Origin of the sequence: Pseudomonas synxantha BG33R (genome assembly GCF_000263715.2) — a bacterium.
In the GTDB taxonomy this organism is placed as follows: Bacteria; Pseudomonadota; Gammaproteobacteria; order Pseudomonadales; family Pseudomonadaceae; genus Aquipseudomonas; species Aquipseudomonas synxantha_A.
Genome location: NZ_CM001514.1, coordinates 2,957,400 through 2,977,612, shown reverse-complemented (window position 1 = coordinate 2,977,612; position 20,213 = coordinate 2,957,400). Strand labels below are relative to the sequence as shown.

The following is a 20,213-nucleotide window of genomic DNA, read 5'->3' as shown; positions in this document are numbered from 1 at the left end:
CACCGACAAGGACGTGACACCCCATGAAGCCTGCCTCCTCAAGCGAAGGCCGTCGCGGCCCCGCGCAAATCTGGAACAGCGCGCCGCAGTTGGCGCAAATCCCCTGCCTCGCACTGGCTACCCTGGTGCCGCCCGGTGCCCGGGTTGTGGTGATAGCGCCCCACCCTGGCGATGAAGTCCTGGCGTGCGGCGGTTTGCTGCAACTGCTCAGCACCCGCGAGCATCCGCTGAAATTGATCTCCATCACCGATGGCAGCGCCAGCCATCCAGGCTCACAGGTGTGGCCGGCCAGGCGCTTGAGCGTGGTGCGCCCCCAGGAAAGCGCCGAGGCATTGCGCCGCCTCGGTATGCCGTTGCACAGCCTCAAATGGATTCGCGGTGGGTTTTGCGACGACGCGCTAGCTGCCCACGAGCAACCGATGAGCCAGTTCATTGCGCGCTACTTGCAACCTGGAGACGTGGTGTTTACCACCTGGCGCAATGACGGCAATGACGACCACGATGCAGTCGGTCGGGCGAGTGCAAAAGCCTGTAGCCTGGTGGGCGCTCGCCTGTATGAACTGGCGATCTGGGCCTGGCATTGGCCGGCACGCGAAGGTGCGGTGATTCCCTGGCAACGTGCACGCAAGGTGCGCCTGGACACCTGGAGCGTGGCGCGCAAACTGCACGCTGCCCATGCCTACGCCAGCCAATTGGTCGGCGACCCGCAGATCGGCTTGCCGCCCATGCTCGCCCAGGTGTTGCTTGAGCGTATGCGCGAACCCTACGAGATCGTGTTCACCTAGGCATTGGCTCGTCTATACCTGTCAGGTTTTACAGTGGCGGCCTTTTCGATCTGCAACTAAGGTGCGACAAGTGCTGCGCCAGTTGAGGTGCAGTCGAGAAAGCCATGCCAACCCATTGCATTGCCCGGTGTTTTCAGATGCAGGTAACTCGTAGTCCCTGATCCGTATCGCGTTCGTTGTTGCCATGGTTTTGAACCGCGCCCGCTGTTCCGGGCGACGGGACATCATTGTGCTCAAGCGAGGACGGATCATGCGCACACGGATAACTTCTTTGTTGTACTCAGCGATTATTGTGACGGCATGGCCGTTTGCCTCGTATGCGGCGTGCACGGTCAACAACACGCCAGGCAACGACACCTCCCGTTGTGACAGCGCCACCGCGCCGGGCTTTACCGATACCGGCGGCGACAACACCCTCGAACTCACCGCCACGGGGCGAGTGAGCGGGAATGTGATCTTTGGAAGCGGCAAGGATCACGTGGTTGTCAACGGCCCGAGCGCGGGCATCGATGGCAACCTCAACCAGGGTGATGGCAATAACATTTTCCAGCTCAACCAGGGCAGTATCACCGGATCCATCAGCCAAGGCGCGGGCGCTGATGTGGTGGAGATTTCCGGGGGCCAGGCAGGCGCTGTCAACCAGGGCTCGGGGATCGACCGTTTTGACATGCGCGGCGGCACCATTGCCTCGCTGGAACAGGGCGACGGCCTGGACGTCTTCAACATGAGCGACGGCACCATCACCGGCGGTTTCGACGACGGCGACAATGCGACGATGACCGGCGGCACCATCGGCCGGGTCAACATGAAACTCGATGACAACCGGTTCGATATGTCTGGTGGCAGGATCATCGGCAACCTGGTGACCGGCTTCGGTAAAGACACCATCCTGATCTCGAACAACGCGTTCGTGGGCGGCAATATCAGCGTCAGCGGCGGTGACGATCAGGTGATCATTTCCGGTGGTGAGGTTAACGGGCAAGTGTTGCTCAGCTTCGGTAACGATGAATTTATCTGGTCCGGCGGCAACCTGCATTCCTCCGTGTCAATGGGGGCCGGCGACGATACGGCGTTGCTTCAGGGGCTAGTGGCTGAGCAAGTGGCGGCGGCGCAACTGATAGATGGTGGCGTGGGGATTGACGCCCTGACCCTGAACAACACCAAAACCGCTGATCCCGGCCTGTTTGCCAACTGGGAAAGCATTCGCCTGGACAACGGCTCACAAATGAACCTGGGCGGGACGTTGACCCTGGGGGACAGCGAGACTGGCACCGGCGCCCTGCTCATTGACAGCACCAGTGCGCTGCTGGTCAACACAGGCGGGATCAATCCGTTTACCGCCGGCCAGTTGGTCAACGTGACCAACAGTGGCACCCTCGACATGGTCACTGGCAGCACCACCGCCCATGACACCTTGACCATCAACGGCAATTACACCGGCAACGGCGGGCGTCTGGCGCTGCAAACCGTGTTGGGAGCAGACGACTCGGCCAGCGACAAACTGGTGGTCAGCAGCGGCACACTGCTGGGCAACACCACTCTGTTGATCACCAACCTTGGGGGCGCCGGCGCAGCGACGTTACAAGACGGCATCCAGGTAGTGCAGGCGCTCAATGACGCCAGCGGGCCTGGCACTGCCTTTACCTTGGGCAATACGGTAACGGCCGGGGCGTTTGACTACTACCTGTTCAAAGGCGCGGGCACGGCTGGAACAGAGCAGAGTTATTACCTGCGCTCCACGATTCCGGTCACACCGCTGCCCGAACCTGAAGGGCCGGTTACGCCAGTGCCTGAGCCGGTGGTTGGAACCCCGCCCCTGCCGTCTAACCCCACTGACAAAGAGGTCCCGATCTATCGCCCCGAAGTACCGCTGTACTCTGTGTTGTTTCCTGCCGCGCAGCAAATCGTGCAGGGCATGCTCGGCACCTATCACGAGCGCATGGGCGATCAGAGCCGGCAACAGCAAACCGGCGTCATGCCGGCAGGTTGGGGCCGGGTCTACGGCAGCAGCAGCCGCCAGAGTTTTGCCGGTGCGGTCAACCCTACGTTGGACGGTTCGCTGACAGGGTTCCAGGTCGGCACAGATGTGTTCGCCAGCCTGCTGGAAAACGGCCTGTTGCAGCGCCTTGGGTTCTTCGTCGGTCACAGTCGCTTCAGAGGCAATGTAAAAGGCTTCAACGGCGGCTGGGAGGACAAGGACGCCGGCAAAACCACCTTGCGCGGCGATAGCCTGGGGGTCTACTGGACACTGATCGGCGCCAACCAGGCTTATCTTGACCTGGTGTTTTGCGCGGCGATAGCCTGGGGGTCTACTGGACACTGATCGGCGCCAACCAGGCTTATCTTGACCTGGTGTTGATGGGCACCCGCTTTGATGGCAACAACGAGTCAGCGCGTGGCGTCAAGATGAAAACCCGCGGGCATAACGTTACCGCCTCCGCCGAAGTGGGCTGGCCGTTCGCGCTGAGTGCTCGCTGGATTCTGGAGCCGCAGGCGCAGTTGATCGTCGGCAAAACCAAGCTCGATAGCCAGAACGACGGTATTTCCGAGGTTTCCTATGACGCCGATACCAACGTCACTACGCGCCTGGGTGTGCGCTTGCGCGGCGATTACACCGTCAATGGCCTGCCGCTGCAGCCTTATGTGCGTGCGAATGTCTGGCATTCCAGCGCCGGGGACAACAGTGTGATATTCAACGATGTGACGCGTATAGACACCGAACAGAAATCCACCACGATGGACGCCCGGCTTGGCGCCATCCTTCAGGTGGCCAAAGATATTAACCTGTACGGCGAGATCGGCTATGACCGCAACCTGGACAGCAATAACTTGAACGGCCACCGAGGGACGATTGGCGTAAGTATGAAGTTCTGATCTGAAAACCTTGCTCGCGAAGAACTCACAGACGCAGCGTTCATTCAGCAAACACGCGTAATCGTTGACGTTTTTCGCGAGCAAACTCGCTCCTGCAGGACCACGCAAGGCTTTTTCCCATGGGCTCAATCTGACACACTGATGCGAATAATTATCAACAGATTTTTTATTCGCCACGGATGGCCTTTGGGAGCTCTCTATCCATGTTCGTGCAACAACGCGGCAGCAACGTTTTTTCACCTGGCTCGATTGCAATTGCTATCTGCCTGACAACCTCCCACGCGGCACTGGCCGCCGACGCCGAAGCCCCGGCCACCATTGAGCTGGGCGCCACCCAGGTCTCGGGCCAGCAGCTTGGCGCAACCACCGAAGGCAGCGAGTCGTACACCACCGGCTCGATGAAAACCGCGACCAAACTGCCGCTGACCCTGCGTGAAACCCCACAAGCTGTCACCGTGATTACACGCCAGCGCATGGATGACCAGGCCATGACCAGCATCAACGACGTGGTCAACGCCACGCCCGGGTTGTTCCTGAACTACTCCAACGGCCCCGGCCGGCAGTCTTACACCGCACGCGGCTTCAATGTCGACAACCTCATGTATGACGGCATCCCCAGCGGTTACAACGGCGCGTCGGTGGGCGCCCAGCCGAACCTGGCGATGTTCGACCGCGTCGAGGTGGTGCGCGGCGCTACCGGCCTGGTGACCGGCGCGGGCAACCCCTCGGCGGCCATCAACCTGATCCGCAAGCGGCCCCTGGACGAACAGAAAGTCACCCTCACCGGCGCCGCCGGCAGCTGGGATGACTACCGTGGCGAGTTTGACGCCTCCAGCCCGCTCAACCCCAGTGGCACCTGGCGCGGTCGCGTCGTCACATCCTACCGCGACGCCAACAGCTTTATCGACAAGGCCGAGCAGGATCACGGCCTGTTCTACGCCGTCACCGAAGCCGATCTGAGCGAAGACACCACTCTCACCCTCGGCTACTCGAACCAGAAGGACAAGACCAACTACTTCTGGGGGGCCTCGATGGTCGGCCTGGATGGCCGTCACCTGGACCTGTCGCGCTCTTACAACCCCGGTACCGACTGGGAAAACAAAGACCAGGAAATCAATACCGTGTTCGCCGAGCTGCGCCAGCGCCTGGCCAATGACTGGAGCCTGCAGGTCAACGCCAATTATTCCGAACAGGACGCATTGTTCTCCGGCTCCTATCAATCGCGCTGGACCAACAAGACCCTCGCCCGCACGGTGTATCAGGCCAGCTATGATGAAAACCAGGCCGGCGTCGACGCCTTTGCCAGCGGCCCGTTCGAGGCGTTCGGGCGCACTCATGAACTGGTGGTGGGCGCCAGCAAGCGCATCTACGACATGACCACTCATAACTACAGCCCGTATGAGATGAACTGGCCGATCAACGCCGGCAAACCGAACTTCACCCGTACCAACAACGCCCGCGAAGTCACCACCCAGGACGGTTTCTACCTGACCTCGCGCCTGAGCCTGGCCGACCCGTTGAAGCTGATCCTTGGCGGGCGCCTGGATTGGTATGACTATGACAACCGTGATGGCGACGGCGACTACAAGGTTACCCGCAACCTCACCCGCTACGCCGGCTTGATCTACGAACTGAACGACCAGCACTCGGTGTATGTAAGCTACAGCGACATTTTCACGCCACAGAAAGAGAAGAGCACTGCCGGCACCCCGCTCAAGCCCATCGTCGGCAAGAACTATGAAATCGGCCTCAAGGGCGAATACCTGGGGGGCGCGTTGAATGCGAGCGTGGCGCTGTTCCGCGTCGACCAGGAAAACCGCGCCGTGAAGATCGTTGTACCGAACTGCCCACAGGCCTCTTGCAACCAGGCCTCGGGGGAAATCCGCAGCCAGGGCATCGACTTCGAACTGCAAGGTGCCTTGACCGAGAACTGGCAAGTCGGCGGTGGCTACACCTACGCACGAACCCACACGATCAAGGACGACGCCAACCCGCAGAAGGTCAACAAGCAGTTCGACACCGACACCCCGGAACACCTGTTCAAACTGACCACTCGCTATAACTTCCAGGGCCCGCTGGAAAAACTCCGGGTCGGCGGCAACATCTCCTGGCAGAGCCGCATGTACAACGACATCAAGCTGGCCGATGGCAGCACCTACCGGCTCAAGCAAGGCGGTTACGCAGTCACCGACCTGATGGCCGGCTACGGGGTCAACCAGCACCTGGACCTGCAACTCAACGCCAACAACATCTTCGATCGTCACTACTACCAGTCCATCGCCGACGATGTGGAATATGGCGGCGACTCCTATGGCAGCCCGCGCAACATGATGCTGACCGCCAAATACAGCTTCTGATTCCAGCCTGTACCGTGGGAGGGCCTGCGCCCTCCCACTCAAGTCCCCTTCCCTCCTGCCGATAACCGATTGCCGGATCTGATCCGGTAAAAATCGCTGTACCTGCTTTGCTCTCACCAGCGGCCATCGTGGCACGCCACCTGCTTGGATGCTGGCATAACTATATGGAGTAACCGTGAATGCCCCTTCGCACACGCTTTCAGGAGCACTATCGCAAAGCCGACCGCATCATGCTGGCATTGATCTGGCTGATGTTCCTGTTCTCCCTGGGGTTGGCGTTCTGGCATGAAACCTTGCTCCAGGCGCTGATCGTCGGTGGCGGCACCGGCGTGGTGCTGACGGCGCTCTACCGTGTCATTGGCAGCACCCGCTTGATGCGTTGCGCACTGGGCGCCGGGTTGATGGTGATGGCGGCGTTGCACATCAATCAGGCGCACGGGGTGATCGAATCTCACTTCGGCATTTTCGCGCTGTTGGCGGTGTTGACCTTCTACCGTGACTGGCTGCCGATCCTGGTGGCGGCGTTGACCATCGCCGTGCACCACCTGGTGTTCCATGCGCTGCAGCACCAGGGTTTGCCGGTGTTTGTGATGGAGCATCACGGCGGCTGGACGATGATCTTCGTCCACGCCTTCTATGTGGTGATGGAAACCGTGGCCCTGTTGTACCTGGCGGTCCACAGCCAGGCGGAAGCTGTCGAAAGCCAGGAAATGCTCGAGAAGATGCTCGCTGTAACCTCACAGTTCAGCGAGCAAGGCGCGCACGATGAAGACAAGGTACGCGTGTCCCTGGCCAAGCGCTTCGACCACTTCCTGCAACAACTGACCCACCTGATCGACGGTGTCGCCCGCGACTCCCACGGCCTGGGGCAACTCGGCCAGGAACTGGCCTGCGCCAGTGGCACCCTGGAAAAAGGTGCGCGGCATCAATTGGTGCAGATCGGCGAAATGAACGGTTCGATGCAGCGCATGGAAGACGCCATGGGCCACATTACGGTGCAAGTCGAACAAGCCGTGGAACACGCCGGCCAAGCCAGTCAGCAAATTGTTCGCGGCCAGGAGAGCGTCGGCCGCGCCCAACATGAAATCAGCGAACTGGCCTCACGCATCAACGGCACTGAATCCACCGTGCAATCGTTGGCCGTGCAGGCCGAGCAGATCGGCTCGGTGCTGGAAGTGATCAGCAGCATCGCCAACCAGACCAACCTGCTGGCCCTCAACGCCGCCATCGAAGCCGCTCGCGCCGGCGAGCAAGGCCGCGGGTTTGCCGTGGTCGCCGACGAAGTGCGCAGCCTGGCGCAGCGCACCGCCCTCTCCACCCAGGAAATCAAAACCATCATCGAGGGCCTGCAACATGGCAGCCGCGATGCCGTCGAAGCCATGCACGCCAGCCGCGAAGGCGTGGAGCGTTGCGTGCAAGACAGCCAATTGGCGGTGCAGATGCTCCAGGCGGTCGGCGAGGACATTGCGCATATCGATCAACTTAACGGCCGCATCGTCGCGACCACCCGCGAGCAGACCTCGGCGAACCTGGAGATCGTCGAGCGCTTGCAGTCGGTGCAGAGCATCGCCCAAAGCACCGCCGACGATGTGGAAACCCTGGCCCGCAGCAGCGAACGCCTGCCGCCGATTGCGGTGCGCCTGGATGCGTTGGGGCGCAGGTTTCATCCTTGACCCGTCAACCCGAACATCGGCGCAAATTCCGCTTACGCATTGGCGACAGACGTGCTCATTGCAGTGATCAAGGTCGGTTAACCCACCTTGATCACTACCTTCCCAAACGCACCCTTCGCCAAATGCGCGTAAGCCTCACGTGCCTGCTCAAACGGATACACCTGGTCGATAACAGGACGAATATCGTGTTGGTTGAGGAATTCATTCATCCGGTCGAACGATGACCGAGGTGCTACAGCAATACCGCGAAGGGTTGTCTGCCGAAAGATCAGCGGCATCAAATCAAGCGCCGCCGTCTGACCGGTCAAAAAGCCGATCTGCGCAATCCGCCCGGATGCCTTGGTGGCTGCCACTGACTGATTGATACCGCTGCCGCCGGCCACGTCGAGCAACAGATCGACACCCTTGCCGTCGGTGAGTTTCAGCACTTCGCCAGCCCAGTCCGGAGTGGTTCGATAGTTGATGCCAGCCACCGCGCCCCGGCGTTTCACGGCCTGTAGATTGTCATCGCGGCTTGAGGTTGCAATCACTTTCGCACCCAACGCGGTGGCGATTTGCACGGCGAATATCGACACCCCGCCCGTACCTTGCACCAGCACGGTTTGCCCCGGTTGGATCTGGCCGAAGTCGACCAGCGAATACCAGGCAGTGAGCGCCGCAATAGGCAATGTCGCGGCCTCTTCATCGCTCATGTTGGCAGGTGCAGCCACAGCGCTGTCCTGGTGGATGATCATGTACTCAGCCAATCCGCCCGGTAGGGGCGAGCCAAAGCAGTAATCCGGTTCGTGCGGCCCAGGCGCGCCATCCAGCCAGCGTGAATAAAGATGGGAGTTGACCCGGTCGCCGACTTTGAAGCGAGTCACCCCATCCCCCAGCGCTACCACGGTGCCAGCAGCATCACTCACTGGAATCAATGGTTTGGGGACTTTATGCGGCTCATAGATGCCGTCGACGATGGCCTTGTCACGATAGTTCAGCGAGACGGCGCCGACCTTGACCAACAACTCGCCAGCCCGCGGTTGTGGGGTGGCTACTTCGCCCAGTTGCAGATTGTCGAGGCCGAAGTCTTTCAATAACCACGCTTTCATGATGAGTCTCCAAATGCAGGTAATACCCGCAAACCGCAATCGGTTTGCCTGGGGCTCATCATTGGCCAGTGGCGGCGCGCAATAAATACGCAGAAAAAGACAGCTTTGTTCTATCCTGAGACAACAATCATATTCAGGACCGTCATGCAGTTACTCGAATCAATGCGCCTATTCGCCAGGCTGGCGGAGCTCGGCAGCTTTACCAAGGCCGCGCAATCACTGAACATCGGTCGCCCCCAAGTCACCCGGTATATCCAGGAACTGGAGGCATCATTGGGCGTACGCCTGTTCCAGCGCACCACCCGCAAAGTCGCCCTCACTGCCGAGGGCGAACGCTTTTACGCACGCGTGCAGGACATTCTCGCGGATATCAGTGCCGCCACCAGCATGTTCGACCGCACCGGGGCGACGCTCGCGGGCCGTCTGCGGATCGATATCCCGACCGCCTTCGCACAAATGAAATTCATTGATAGCCTCAAGGGCTTCACCGACCGTTTCCCCGGCATCAACCTGGTGCTGGGCGTGACCGATCGGGCCGTGGATTTGGTTGGCGAAGGCATCGATTGTGCATTGCGCATAGGTAACTTGCCTGACTCCAGCCTCATCGCTCGTCCCATCGCCCGGGCAACCATGGTGACCTGCGCGGCCCCCGACTACCTGAGTACCCATGGCCACCCAGACACCCTTGAAGCGCTGGCCGGCCATCGAGGCGTCAACTTCCTGTCCGGCCAAAGCAATCGTATATTGCCGTGGCATTTCTCGGTCAAGGGTCATAATCGAACCCTGGTCAGTCAAGCGGGCATTACCGTCACCGAGTCAAACGCCTATGTGCAGTGCGGCGTGTCGGGCTTCGGCATTATCCAGGCGCCCGGCATCACCGTGGCAGAACATCTGCACAGCGGCGCGCTGGTGGAAATCCTGCACGCCTATCGGCCTGCCCCACGCCCGGTGTCGCTGCTGTACCCGAGCCGTACTCACTTGGCGCCGCAGGTGCAGGTATTCATTGAATGGTTGCAGGAGAACTTCGTGCAGCTACAGGCCGAGTGGCTGAGCAAGTAGGCCGTAGCGCCACTAAAAACTGTAACGCGCAGTCAGTTTCATATTGCGTGGATCGCCGTAGATGTCGTACGGGCTATAGCCCCCATTGGCCACGCTGCTGTAGTACACACGATCGAACAGGTTGTTGACGTTGACCTGCAAGTCCAGTTGCTCGCTGGCCTTGTAGCCTGCTACCAAACCAACCACGGTGTACGAACCCTGCTCGTTTTTCCAGGCCGTAGCGCCGGCCCCTCCCGAGGTGCGGATGCGGCTTTGTTGATAGACATCACCCCCCACGCGCCAGCGTTGCAGTTCACCTGGCAAGGTGTAAATGGTCGAGAGTTTGAACAGTTGCCGCGGCTTCTTGCGGTCGAAGTCTTCGCCTTCGCGGGCGGCATTGGCATCGCTGACATACTGGGTCTGGGTGTAGGTATAACCGGCAGCCAATTGCCAGTTATCAGTCAGGGCGCCCTGGATTTCCATATCGATACCACGGCTGCGTACCAGCCCGGCAGCTTCATAGCAGGCACTGGCCGGGCCTGAGCCGCAGCCTTTGACATCAGGCAGCTCCTGGGCGCGATTCTTCTGGTCCAGCTGGAACACCGCCATGCTGGCGTTCAATGCGCCGTCGAAGTATTCGCCCTTGATGCCCACTTCGTAGTTCTCGCCGACGATAGGCACGATTACGCTCCTATCGACGCCTTTTTCGCTCTGCGGCTTGAAGATATCGGTATAGCTGACATAGACCGAATGATGGATGTCCAGGTCGTAGACCAGGCCGGCATAGCGCGTCAGATTACGGGTAACCTTGTAGTTGCTTTCACTGTTTGCGCGGTCTTGGAATTCGTACCAGTCGACACGCCCACCGAGGATCAGCGACAGCGGTTCAGTCAGTCGCAGCCGGGTGCTGGCATAGAAGCTGTCCTGAGTGGTGGTCTGGGGAAGACCGTTGTCTGCCCTGACATAATTGGGCTTGGCATGACCACGCGGGTTCCACGTGAAGGGATTGATGCCCGTGTCGATGTAATCGCTCCAGTCCTTGCCGGACCGGTAATCCAGCTTGCGCTTGCTGACACCGAAGGTCAGGTCATGCTGTTGGCCGAGCAATTGGAAGGGGCCACTGAGCGCAAGGTCGTAGCCGGTTTCTTTCTGCTCCATGGCTTCGGTCCATAGATACTGGCGATTGTATTCCCAGATCGAAGAAGCCAGCACGTCACCGTCGGTTTTCGACTGCATCGCCGCTGCGCGCAGTGTCCAGTCGTTGGGCAGGCCTTGTTCCAACGTAGCGAAATAGCCGGTGGTGCGATTGTCCGAGTATTCCCAGTCATGCCCCAGGAAAGTGTCACGGGGCAGCCCCAGATGACCACCACCACGGGCCATGGGCAATCCACCCCAGATGTAGTTGGTGTGGGTCTTCTGTCGGTAGCCGCCCAGTGTCAAAGTGGTGCTCTCGCTCAGGTCAGCGTCGACCACGCCGTAGAACAGATCGTTATCACTTTCCACCGAGTCCCGGAAACTCTTGGCGTCTTGCCGCGAGACCACAGTACGGGCGCGCAGGGTGCCGCTGTCGTTGAGCGGGCCACCCATATCCAGCGTGCCCGTGTAGTCATCCCAGCTGCCGGCGCTGCCGGTGAACGTGCCCTGGAATTGGTGGGTCGGGCGCTTGCGAACCAGGTTGATGGCGCCCGCAGGGCTGCCGGCGCCCTGGGCCAGCCCGTTGGGGCCGCGCACGATCTCTACCCGATCATACATGGCCAGGTTGGCCTCTGCGCTGGGCAGGTAGGTCTGGAAGCTGGTGGGAAAACCGTCGTACATGATGTTGTCAACGTCGAAGCCCCGTGAACTGAACGTAGGCCGCCCCGCGCCGCCCGCGTTATTCAGAAACAGCCCCGGCGTACTTTTGATCACATCGCTGATGGTGGTCATGACCTTGTCGTCCATGCGCTTGCGCGTCACCACGCTGACCGACTGTGGCGTTTCGCGCAGGCTCAAGGGCAGCTTGGTGGCCGTTTGCATAGGCCCGGTGGTGTAGGAACCGCTGTTCTCGGTCGTCGACGTCAGGCCCTGACCGGTAATGCTGGTCGCGCCCAGTTCCAGCGTAGTTCCGGCCACCTGCGGTACCAACAGGTAAAGCCCATTACCCTGTGCCGAGGCTTGCAGGCCGGTACCCTGCAGCAGTTGCTGCAAGCCGCCTTCCACACTGGTGGCGGCATTCAGGCCAGGGCTGCGCAGACCTTCCACCAGGCCCGGTTCGATCGGTAAGGTGATACCCGCCTGGCTGGCGAAGGCCGAGAGCGCACTACTCAGGTTACCGGCCGGCACATGATAGCCGCGGCTCTGCTGCGCACCTTGCTCGGCGGCGTGCAGCGACGCCGCAGTCAGGGCGTCACCACCTGTGATGATCAAACCCAATGCGGCAGCGTGTACTGCGCGCGCCAGTGGTTGCATGCCCTGTTTCGTCGCCATGTGTTCGTCCCCGCCCGATAAAAGTAGTGTTGTTATGAGGGGGACACGCAGCCCGGCAAAAACACGACAACTATTTTTTACGTGCTCGTACGCGCCGTTACAGTCACCCAATAGGGCGTGCGGTAGTGGACGCTCACCGGCAGAGTCTGGCTGAGGGCGTGGAGAACCTGGTCGGTATCGCGCAACTGGAAGGCACCGGAAATCAGCAACCCGGCGACTGCCGGATCGCAACGCAGCAGGCCACGTCGATAACGGTCCAACTCATTGACGAAGTCATCGAGGCGCATCTTTTCTGCGCGCAGCACACCGCTCAGCCAGTCCAGACGATGCTGCGCCAATGGCAGGGACGGCTCCATCGCCTGGCTGTTGATATAGGTCTGCCGGCCCGCCGCCAAACGCATCATGCGGCCGTCTCGTGACAGCCGCGGGCTCACCTCTGCGGCACCCTCCAGCGCGGCGAGGAAAGTGCCTTGCGGATATTGGCGCACCAAAAAGCGGCTACCGAACAGCGCAATTTGCGCCTGGGCGGTGCTGACGATAAATGGCCGCGTGACATGCACATCGGATACCTCAACGAGCATTTCGCCGGCGATAAGGCGCACATGACGAACACTGTCGTCGTAGGCGATGTCGATAGCGCTACCGGTGTTCAAGCGAATCTGCGCGCCGTCCGGCAGATTCAGCGTGCGCTGTTCCCCCGTAGCCGTGCGCTCGTCCGCCTGCCATTCGCGCCATGGCAAGCCCCGGTATGCCGCGAGGCCAACCGGCGCGGCAGCGATCAACAATGCAAGGGTCTTGAGCGTTTGTCGACGCCCCAGGTTGCACGGGCGTTCCAACGCTGCGCGCGCGGCCCCCTCGCCAAGCTGCTGGGTACGAGCACTGAAACGCTCGGCCAGTTGCCAGGCCCGTTCGTGGTCTGGATGCTGCGCCCGCCACTCGGCACCAGCGACATGCTCGGCAGCGCACGCGCCGCTGCTCTGCAAGCGCACGAACCAGCTGGCCGCTTGGCGAGCAATACGCCGGTCAATGGGTTTGGTATTCATGCTGCGCTCTGGCTGGCGAGCACAATACACTCCTCGAACGCCCTCGCCAGGTGGCGTTGTACCGAACGCACGCTGAGCCCAAGCCGGCTGGCGATTTCTTCCTGCGTATACCCCTCCAGTTGCGCCATCAGGAAGGCCTGCCGGGTTTTGACTGACAACAGCGCCAGTACCTGATCGATCTCGTCGAGCGCCTCAAGCACCAGCGCCTGATGCTCCAGCGATGGAGCCAGATCCTGCGGGGCTTGCGCCAGCGCGTCCAGGTAGGCCTGCTCCAGTGATCGGCGTCGATAGAGATTGATGCTCAACCGATTGGCGACAGTGGCCAGGTAGGCGCGCGGCGTCGTGAAGTTCAACGGTTCGCCAGGCCCACTGCTGAGCAACCGCACGAACGTATCCTGGGCCAGATCAGCTGCATCGGCGGCATTGCCCAGGCGCCTGCGCAGCCAGCCGCGCAACCAACCGTGGTGGTGGCTGTAGAGCTGATCGATGGACTGGTGGCGACTTGCCGACGAAGTAGACTGCACGGTATGAAATGGATGCTAATGAGAATTTGTCGCATTCTATCAGCCCAGGCTCTGCCTCGTGCAACTAAAACGTTGTGCAGACAACCAAGCCTTCCTTGCCCTGTTCCTGTTCGCTTCACCTCATCGCCTTTGGCTTGAGCGCTGCGAAACTCCTTAACCTTCCTTTGGTCGATGCTTTGAAGGGGCCGTTAGCGCCTCAGATGTCTTGTGTGTAATGAATGCTGCGGAGACAGCCATGAAAGAAGCCTTCAACGATTTGCCCGGCCCCATAAAGCGACAGGCTGACAGACTCCTTCGCGAGATCGAACTCGCGGGGTCGATGATTCTTGCAGTCAAAGGGGGGGCCAAAGCCCAGGGGTTTGTTCTGGGAATAACCTGCTGCAAGGGGCTGACATCCGAGCGCTGTGAGCAGCTGGCAAGCCATTTTGACAGCGTTGTAGAGCGCAAGCTGAGGTCGCTGACACTCGGGCTTTAGCGTCAGCGGGATGAATTCCGTCGGCATGCAGATGGGATCAATGCTATCGCCCCCATGGCCGCGCTTTTAAAGCTGCGAACAACCTCCTACACTGCCGGGAATTTCCCTGCGTCTGCGCAGCCTCGCTCTTGTGCCCTACCCTTCAGGATTACAGACATGCGCCTGGCCGATTTCATCCTTGAGCACCTCGAACCTATTCTGCAAGCCTGGGAAGATTTCGCCAGAACCCTCGACACCCCGGGCGAGGACCTCGACAGCGTGGCGCTGCGCGACCATGCCGAGCAGATGTTGCGAGCCATCGTCAGCGACCTGCGAACCAAACAGACCCGCCAAGAGCAAATCGCCAAGGCCCAGGGCCTGGCCCCCGCGGAGGAGCAGGAGACCGCGGCAGAAATCCACGCCATCACGCGGTTGATGGCAGGCTTCACTATCGATCAGATGGTGTCGGAATACCGCGCCCTGCGCACCAGTGTGGTCAGCCAGTGGATGCGCCAGATCAAGGACGGCACGCCGATCAACGTTGACGACATGACCCGTTTCCACGAGGCCATTGACCAGGCCCTCGCCGAGTCCATCGCCAGCTATTCGCGCGCGGTCGAGGCGTCGCGCAACGTGTTTCTGGGCATCCTCGGTCACGACCTGCGCACGCCGCTCGGCGCGATCCTGCTGGGTGCCGACGTGCTGCGGCGCTCCCAGGATGCAGGCCCCAAGGCGAACAAAGTGGCCAACCAGATCTACACCAGTGTGCGTCGAGCGAGCCAGATCGTCGGCGACTTGCTCGACCTGACCCGCTGCCAGATGGGGCCGGGCATTCCGGTCAGAACGGCCGATATAGATCTCTCACCGCTTTGCCAGCGTGTCGTAGAAGAAATCCGCACGTTTCATCCTGAAGCGATCATCCTGTTCGATTCGAAGACCCAGGCGTCGGGCCAGTTCGACGGCGCCCGAATGGAGCAGGTGTTCTCGAACATCGTCAGCAACGCCGTGCAACACGGCGACACCACGCGGCCTATCCAGGTCGAGTTGGGATTACAGGAAGATTTCGCGGTATTTTCCGTGCACAACAGTGGAGAGGCGATACCTGAGGATGTGCTGCCGTTCATCTTCAACCCGATGGGCCGCTTCTCTCAGCGTACTGCCGTCAATCACGGCCCCACAGAAGGCTTGGGCCTGGGCCTGTTCATCGCCTCGGAAATCGTCGCTTCCCATGGCGGATCGATTGAGGTCAGCTCTGATACCGAACACGGCACGGTGTTTCATGTGCGGCTTCCCCTCACTTCGATAGCCTAGGTATCAACACAGCTTCGGCGCGACCCTGAACCGATGGGAGGGGGCTTGCCCGCGAAGACGTCGGCGCAGCAAACATTGGTGTTGACTGACCCACCGCTTTCGCGAGCAAGCCCGCCCCCACAGGAAATCTACGTTTAACTGACCGGCATGGTTATATTCTGAACCCGGTCAACAAGAACAAATCGGTTTGGTTGACGACGCAAGGGCAGGAGCGAGGCAGGCAACTGGCGGATCAATTGTTTGGAGCAAAGGCTCAGGTAAAGGACAACCTGTAGCGCACCTCCACCAGTGTGACGCCGCCCCTCTCAATGTTGAGTTCGCTGCCTGCGTCCTCGACACAACCGACCCTGCGATAAAAGCGCATGGCCCGTTCATTGCGGGCCAGGACCCAAAGCGTCAGGCAGTCATACCCCTGCTGAACCAACGCCTGCAAACCCGCGTTCCACAGGGCCAGCCCGACACCCGTTTGCCAATACCTGGCCAGAACATAGATGGCCATAACCTCCCCTGCATTTGCCCCGGCGGCCTCTTCGTCACGGCTGGCGCCAACGGCTATCCACCCGACAATCTGCTGGTCCACCTCTGCGACCCATACACCAGGTTCGCCCGCGGCTATCGAGCGACGCCAATAGGCTTCGCGCTGAGCCAGGGTGGCTTGCAACCCGTTCAAATAGTCGGTGGGCACCAGGTCGCGATACGCCTCTTGCCAGCTGCTGATATGCACTTGGGCAATGGCGTTTGCGTCGGTGGGTAATGCTCTGCGAATCATCGCGTGCTCCTTCCCTCGTGCACTGAATCCTGTCTTCGCAGTATGACTGCGGGCTTATGACGAAATCAGTTTCGCCGGGGACTAAATAAAGATCTTGCGCTGCGGCACGCAGATGCACTGCCAGCCTCATTGCCGCCCCTGCCGACTGCCCCTATCCTCAACGCTCTCATCCGACCAAACCCGGAGCCGCCATGGACCTCGCCACCCTTGCCCTCTTCTTGCCTGCCTGCTTCGCCCTGAACATGGCGCCTGGCCCCAACAACCTGCTGTCGGTAAGCAACGCCACTCGCTACGGCTTCCGCACCTCCTGCCTCGCAGGTCTCGGCCGCTTGCTGGCCTTTGCCGGCATGATCGCCCTCGCCTCCGCCGGGTTGGCGGCGGTGCTGCAAACGTCGGAGTTGTTGTTTTACGGGATCAAGATACTGGGCGCGGCGTATCTGTTTTATCTGGCGTATCAGCTATGGCGTGCGCAACCACAGGCCGAGTCACCAACAGCCGCTCACCAGGTCGGCTTATGGGCCCTGGCACGGCAGGAGTTTCTGGTGGCGGCGGGCAACCCGAAAGCCATCCTGATCTTCACCGCTTTCCTGCCGCAGTTCGTGGTACCTGGCCAACCCATCACCGCACAGTTCGCCCTGCTGGGCGCGATGTTCCTGGTTCTGGAATGGATCGCCATCAGCGCCTACGCCTACATGGGCCTGCACATGCGCCGCTGGTTTGCCGAACCAAGGGGCAAGCGCATCTTCAATCGTTGCTGCGCGGGGCTGTTGTCAGCGGCGGCGACAGTGTTGTTAACGGCGCGCAGGGCGTAACCCAACCACTGTAGAAGCGAGCTTGCTCGCGAAGACCGCCAACGTTGGCACGGGGTGCCTGGATAAAAGGTGGCGCTCTTGGGCTTGCGTGAGCACGTTGACGCAGACAGGCATTGCCGTAGAATCGCCCCCCCAAAAAATCAGCGTACACAGCGAGAAGGTGCTTCGATGCGACGGGTGATGATTGTGGGTCAACCTGGGTCAGGCAAAAGCACCTTGGCGCGCAAGCTTGGTCAGTGCACGGGTTTGCCGGTCGTTCATATCGACACTATCCACTGGCAGCCAGGGTGGATCGAACGCAGCCGCGACGCGAAGACCCAGCTTTGCCTGGAGGCCGAGGCCCGTGAACGCTGGATATTCGAAGGTGGCCATTCAACCACTTGGGACAACCGGCTGGCTCGCGCAGATCTGTTGATATGGATTGACCGTTCGGCGACGCTCCGATTCTGGCGCGTGCTGCTGAGGACGCTGCTCAGACGCGGTCAGACTCGACCTGACTTGCCGGAGAACTGTCCCGAGCGACTGGCGAACCTGCCGGAGTTTTTTAGATTCATGTGGCAGACCAAAGAATCTGCGCGAGTAAAGATGCAACAACTCGTGGCGGCTGCCCCACCTGCCTGCCGTGTGGTTCATCTGCGGTCCAATCGGGACACCAGGATATTTCTTGCGAGCATTAGACGTTCGACTGGCCGGACAACGCCAGATTGATCGCCGGCTGACGGCTTCACTCCGTCGTTAATGTTGCCGCACCCCGCATAAGCGTGGGTGCTCAACATCAATAACATCGCAATCATGCACCAGGCGGCGTCATTCCTTGGTCAAATCAACCAACGGCGTCTGCCGCACCTCAGTCTCACGCCCATCCTGAATTTCGCTGACCTGCTTCAAAGCCTTATCAACAGCGGCCTTGTCCGCCAACAGGCTATAGCTGATGCGGAACTGCTTGTGTTCCTTCGGCCCGATTGTCGGCACCAGATTCAGTGGCCGCTGATAACGACGGTTGTAGGAAAAACTCGTCCCCGGCTCCAGCCCCGTGACATAGCCCTGGCCTTGGGTGTCGGTGTTTTTCCAGAGGGAAAACACCGGCAGCGTCTGCGTATTGAAGCCAACCGAAACGCCCAGGCTGCCGGCCTTGTTATGCAGCACGGTCAAGGTATCGCCCTTGGCATCGGCATATGGCACCACGTTGTAGACCGTTTCGTCATAGTCCTTGGTCGGTGCGCGATAGGTTTGCCAGTCGGCCAATTCGCCCTTGGCCTTTTCGTTGAACGGCGACACCTGCTTCACCGGCGCGACAAACCGCGCGCCCTGCTCCAGGAACGGGGTGCTGAAGTTACTGTGATACAGCGCCTGGTATTCCTTCGGATAGTCGCCGTTGTTGGTCAGGGTGTCGTTGAGGGCAAACACCACACTGCCAGGTTGGGTGACCAGTTCGGTCGCGACAGAGAAGTCGACCTTCTTGAACGCCTGCTCTTTCAGCTCACCGCGCACGGTGATGGCATACGGTGGTTTTTCATCGATATGCAGCGTGACTTTATTCGCAGGAATATTGGCGGCCCGCCCGTGCAGGGTCAGCAGTTCGCCGTTGTCGATGCCAGGGTGGCCGACCCACTCGTAGCCGCAGCGGGTGACCAGCTCGTTGAAGCCTTCCAGCCAGCCCAACCCACCGCGGCCATTGAGCTCGATGAACGACGGATTGACCACTTCCTTGACCGGCGAATCCCAACCCATGCGCACATCGCCGACCGAAGCCTGCAACACGTTCATACCGCGAGTCGGCACCACCGAAAGCTTCATCGTGCCGTTATCGATATCAACGATGCTGACCCCCTCCTGCCGACCGCCGTGCAAGGTGCGCAGGGTAACGCTGAAGGGTTTGTCGGTTGTTATGCCGAGTTGCTGGCTGGTGATCTGCCAGTTCTGGGCGGCTTTGTCGGTGTCGAGCAGGACGTAATCCCAGGCCATGGCGTGGGAGGTGACGGAGAGTGTGCTGAGGGCGATGAGGAGTTTGAGCGGGGTCATGGCTACGCCTTTTTTTGGAGTTGTAGGCGTTTTATAAACTCGATGAAACGTTTCAGCAAGCTGAAAAAGCTACACAAAGCGGGTAGATTCTGAGAAAACCTTGGCACAAACCGATAAATTAAGTCTCTGTCAGGTAAAAATAACTGGGCCGAAAAAAGGTATGGTTATATTTATCTGAAAAAATAAACGGTCTCTTTTTTCGCTACAAAAGAGTAGGCGTCACGCTACTGTAGCTTCCAATTACTTAAAGAGATGATCATCCTCATCAAAAACCTCAAAAAGATTCCAGGCAATTAATTTCTCAAACAAAAACCGCCCAGCTTGTTTGAATACATCTAGAGCCAAGTGCTCTTCGCCGCCGGCTTCGACAATCAAGTTAAATTTCATTTTATTTGAATCGGGATCAACTAAAACAAAACGACATAAACAGCGAAGGCGAAGATCTCGCCCTGGAGAGGCGTGCTTTGTAGAGTTGCACAAGGTTTGGCAAATCAATAAGCTTCGGCATTCCGCCGCCATGGCAGTCTTAAAACTTTTGAATGTGCCGTCAGGGCTAATTTTTGCCTTCTGCTCTTGATTGCATGTCCTCCATACCCAATCTAAGATATGCCAGGCAGAAATCGCACAATTAAAAGCAGCAAACTCTGCTTCTTTTTCATTTTGATAGGGTCCGGTAGTGGAATTTTCCTCTCGTTCAAGGTTGCGTATCTCCCACGCGAGTTTCCAGACCATATCATCTAGGCATCTTGCTCCAAAAGCGCCCAACCCCACATCCTGTTCTAGCTCTTTACACCTGACCTTGGACAAAACAAACTCCTAAATTACCTTATACATAAAGTCATTTACCACACCTCGAAGAGCCAGTTGCAAGTTTGATCATTTTGCCTAACAAAGCGCGCACGCCCTCCGGAATTGAACTTCACAGATAACTTTGCCACGGCTTGTTAGCTTAGCTCAAACACTCAAGCCAAAAACCCCACAAGTTAAAAATAAACTT

18 protein-coding genes are annotated in these 20,213 nt (G+C 59.5%); 11 read left to right on the top strand and 7 right to left on the bottom strand.

What is annotated here, in order from left to right; translation table 11 throughout:
- Nucleotides 1–23 precede the first annotated feature (23 nt).
- The 5 genes from PSEBG33_RS14205 to PSEBG33_RS14225 all read left to right on the top strand — a co-directional run bounded on the left by PSEBG33_RS14205 (nt 24) and on the right by PSEBG33_RS14225 (nt 7,689).
- Nucleotides 24–785 carry a PIG-L deacetylase family protein gene (locus tag PSEBG33_RS14205; RefSeq protein ID WP_005788016.1) on the top strand — a complete coding sequence of 254 codons (762 nt, stop codon included), beginning with the start codon at nt 24–26 and terminating at the stop codon, nt 783–785.
- Between the two features lie 250 nt (nt 786–1,035).
- Nucleotides 1,036–3,108: a hypothetical protein gene (locus PSEBG33_RS14210; RefSeq protein WP_005788014.1), complete on the top strand. Its 2,073-nt coding sequence runs from the start codon at nt 1,036–1,038 to the stop codon at nt 3,106–3,108.
- Nucleotides 3,072–3,659 carry an autotransporter outer membrane beta-barrel domain-containing protein gene (locus tag PSEBG33_RS29995; RefSeq protein ID WP_005788012.1) on the top strand — a complete coding sequence of 196 codons (588 nt, stop codon included), beginning with the start codon at nt 3,072–3,074 and terminating at the stop codon, nt 3,657–3,659. The genes PSEBG33_RS14210 and PSEBG33_RS29995 overlap by 37 nt, the downstream gene beginning before the upstream one ends.
- Before the next feature lie 203 nt (nt 3,660–3,862).
- A complete protein-coding gene (locus PSEBG33_RS14220) occupies nt 3,863–6,016 on the top strand; it encodes a TonB-dependent siderophore receptor (RefSeq protein ID WP_005788010.1) in 2,154 nt (717 codons plus the stop codon).
- A gap of 179 nt (nt 6,017–6,195) precedes the next feature.
- On the top strand, nt 6,196–7,689 hold the full coding sequence (locus PSEBG33_RS14225; RefSeq protein WP_005788008.1) for a methyl-accepting chemotaxis protein: 1,494 nt from the start codon (nt 6,196–6,198) through the stop codon (nt 7,687–7,689).
- A 77-nt stretch (nt 7,690–7,766) separates the two neighbouring features.
- Here PSEBG33_RS14225 and PSEBG33_RS14230 read toward each other — a convergent pair whose 3' ends face one another.
- Complete coding sequence (locus PSEBG33_RS14230; protein ID WP_005788006.1) at nt 7,767–8,777, bottom strand: zinc-dependent alcohol dehydrogenase family protein; 1,011 nt, start codon at nt 8,775–8,777, stop codon at nt 7,767–7,769.
- Between the two features lie 144 nt (nt 8,778–8,921).
- Between PSEBG33_RS14230 and PSEBG33_RS14235 the strand changes: the two genes are divergently transcribed.
- Nucleotides 8,922–9,836 (top strand): LysR family transcriptional regulator, encoded by a 915-nt coding sequence (locus PSEBG33_RS14235; RefSeq protein ID WP_005788004.1) that lies wholly within the window; start codon nt 8,922–8,924, stop codon nt 9,834–9,836.
- Between the two features lie 12 nt (nt 9,837–9,848).
- Here the strand turns inward: PSEBG33_RS14235 and PSEBG33_RS14240 are convergent, their stop codons facing one another.
- The 3 genes from PSEBG33_RS14240 to PSEBG33_RS14250 all read right to left on the bottom strand — a co-directional run bounded on the left by PSEBG33_RS14240 (nt 9,849) and on the right by PSEBG33_RS14250 (nt 13,848).
- Nucleotides 9,849–12,281, bottom strand: coding sequence for a TonB-dependent siderophore receptor (locus tag PSEBG33_RS14240; protein ID WP_005788002.1), 2,433 nt, complete (start codon nt 12,279–12,281; stop codon nt 9,849–9,851).
- 77 nt (nt 12,282–12,358) lie between these two features.
- Entirely contained in the window at nt 12,359–13,324 is a 966-nt protein-coding gene (locus tag PSEBG33_RS14245) for a FecR domain-containing protein (protein ID WP_005788000.1), read from the bottom strand.
- Nucleotides 13,321–13,848: a sigma-70 family RNA polymerase sigma factor gene (locus PSEBG33_RS14250; protein WP_005787998.1), complete on the bottom strand. Its 528-nt coding sequence runs from the start codon at nt 13,846–13,848 to the stop codon at nt 13,321–13,323. The genes PSEBG33_RS14245 and PSEBG33_RS14250 overlap by 4 nt, the downstream gene beginning before the upstream one ends.
- A 235-nt stretch (nt 13,849–14,083) precedes the next feature.
- On the opposite strand from PSEBG33_RS14250, the gene PSEBG33_RS27365 reads away from it, so the two are divergent.
- The 3 genes from PSEBG33_RS27365 (at nt 14,084) to PSEBG33_RS30135 (ending at nt 15,888) form a co-directional block, all read left to right on the top strand.
- Complete coding sequence (locus PSEBG33_RS27365; RefSeq protein ID WP_032803874.1) at nt 14,084–14,323, top strand: hypothetical protein; 240 nt, start codon at nt 14,084–14,086, stop codon at nt 14,321–14,323.
- Between the two features lie 156 nt (nt 14,324–14,479).
- The gene (locus PSEBG33_RS14255; RefSeq protein ID WP_005787994.1) at nt 14,480–15,613 is read left to right on the top strand and encodes a sensor histidine kinase; all 1,134 of its coding nucleotides are present in this window, start codon (nt 14,480–14,482) and stop codon (nt 15,611–15,613) included.
- 155 nt (nt 15,614–15,768) lie between these two features.
- A complete protein-coding gene (locus PSEBG33_RS30135) occupies nt 15,769–15,888 on the top strand; it encodes a DUF6429 family protein (protein ID WP_413817851.1) in 120 nt (39 codons plus the stop codon).
- Here PSEBG33_RS30135 and PSEBG33_RS14260 read toward each other — a convergent pair.
- Complete coding sequence (locus PSEBG33_RS14260; protein WP_005787992.1) at nt 15,867–16,382, bottom strand: GNAT family N-acetyltransferase; 516 nt, start codon at nt 16,380–16,382, stop codon at nt 15,867–15,869. The genes PSEBG33_RS30135 and PSEBG33_RS14260 overlap by 22 nt on opposite strands.
- Nucleotides 16,383–16,573: 191 nt before the next feature.
- Between PSEBG33_RS14260 and PSEBG33_RS14265 the strand changes: the two genes are divergently transcribed.
- Together PSEBG33_RS14265 and PSEBG33_RS29990 are read left to right on the top strand one after the other, a co-directional pair.
- Nucleotides 16,574–17,194 carry a LysE family translocator gene (locus PSEBG33_RS14265; RefSeq protein ID WP_005787990.1) on the top strand — a complete coding sequence of 207 codons (621 nt, stop codon included), beginning with the start codon at nt 16,574–16,576 and terminating at the stop codon, nt 17,192–17,194.
- A 168-nt stretch (nt 17,195–17,362) separates the two neighbouring features.
- Entirely contained in the window at nt 17,363–17,902 is a 540-nt protein-coding gene (locus PSEBG33_RS29990) for a hypothetical protein (protein ID WP_005787988.1), read from the top strand.
- A 99-nt stretch (nt 17,903–18,001) separates the two neighbouring features.
- Here PSEBG33_RS29990 and PSEBG33_RS14270 read toward each other — a convergent pair whose 3' ends face one another.
- Both PSEBG33_RS14270 and PSEBG33_RS29345 read right to left on the bottom strand, forming a co-directional pair.
- Nucleotides 18,002–19,216, bottom strand: coding sequence for an aldose 1-epimerase family protein (locus PSEBG33_RS14270; protein ID WP_005787986.1), 1,215 nt, complete (start codon nt 19,214–19,216; stop codon nt 18,002–18,004).
- 240 nt (nt 19,217–19,456) lie between these two features.
- Complete coding sequence (locus PSEBG33_RS29345) at nt 19,457–20,023, bottom strand: hypothetical protein (RefSeq protein ID WP_005787984.1); 567 nt, start codon at nt 20,021–20,023, stop codon at nt 19,457–19,459.
- Nucleotides 20,024–20,213: the final 190 nt, after the last annotated feature.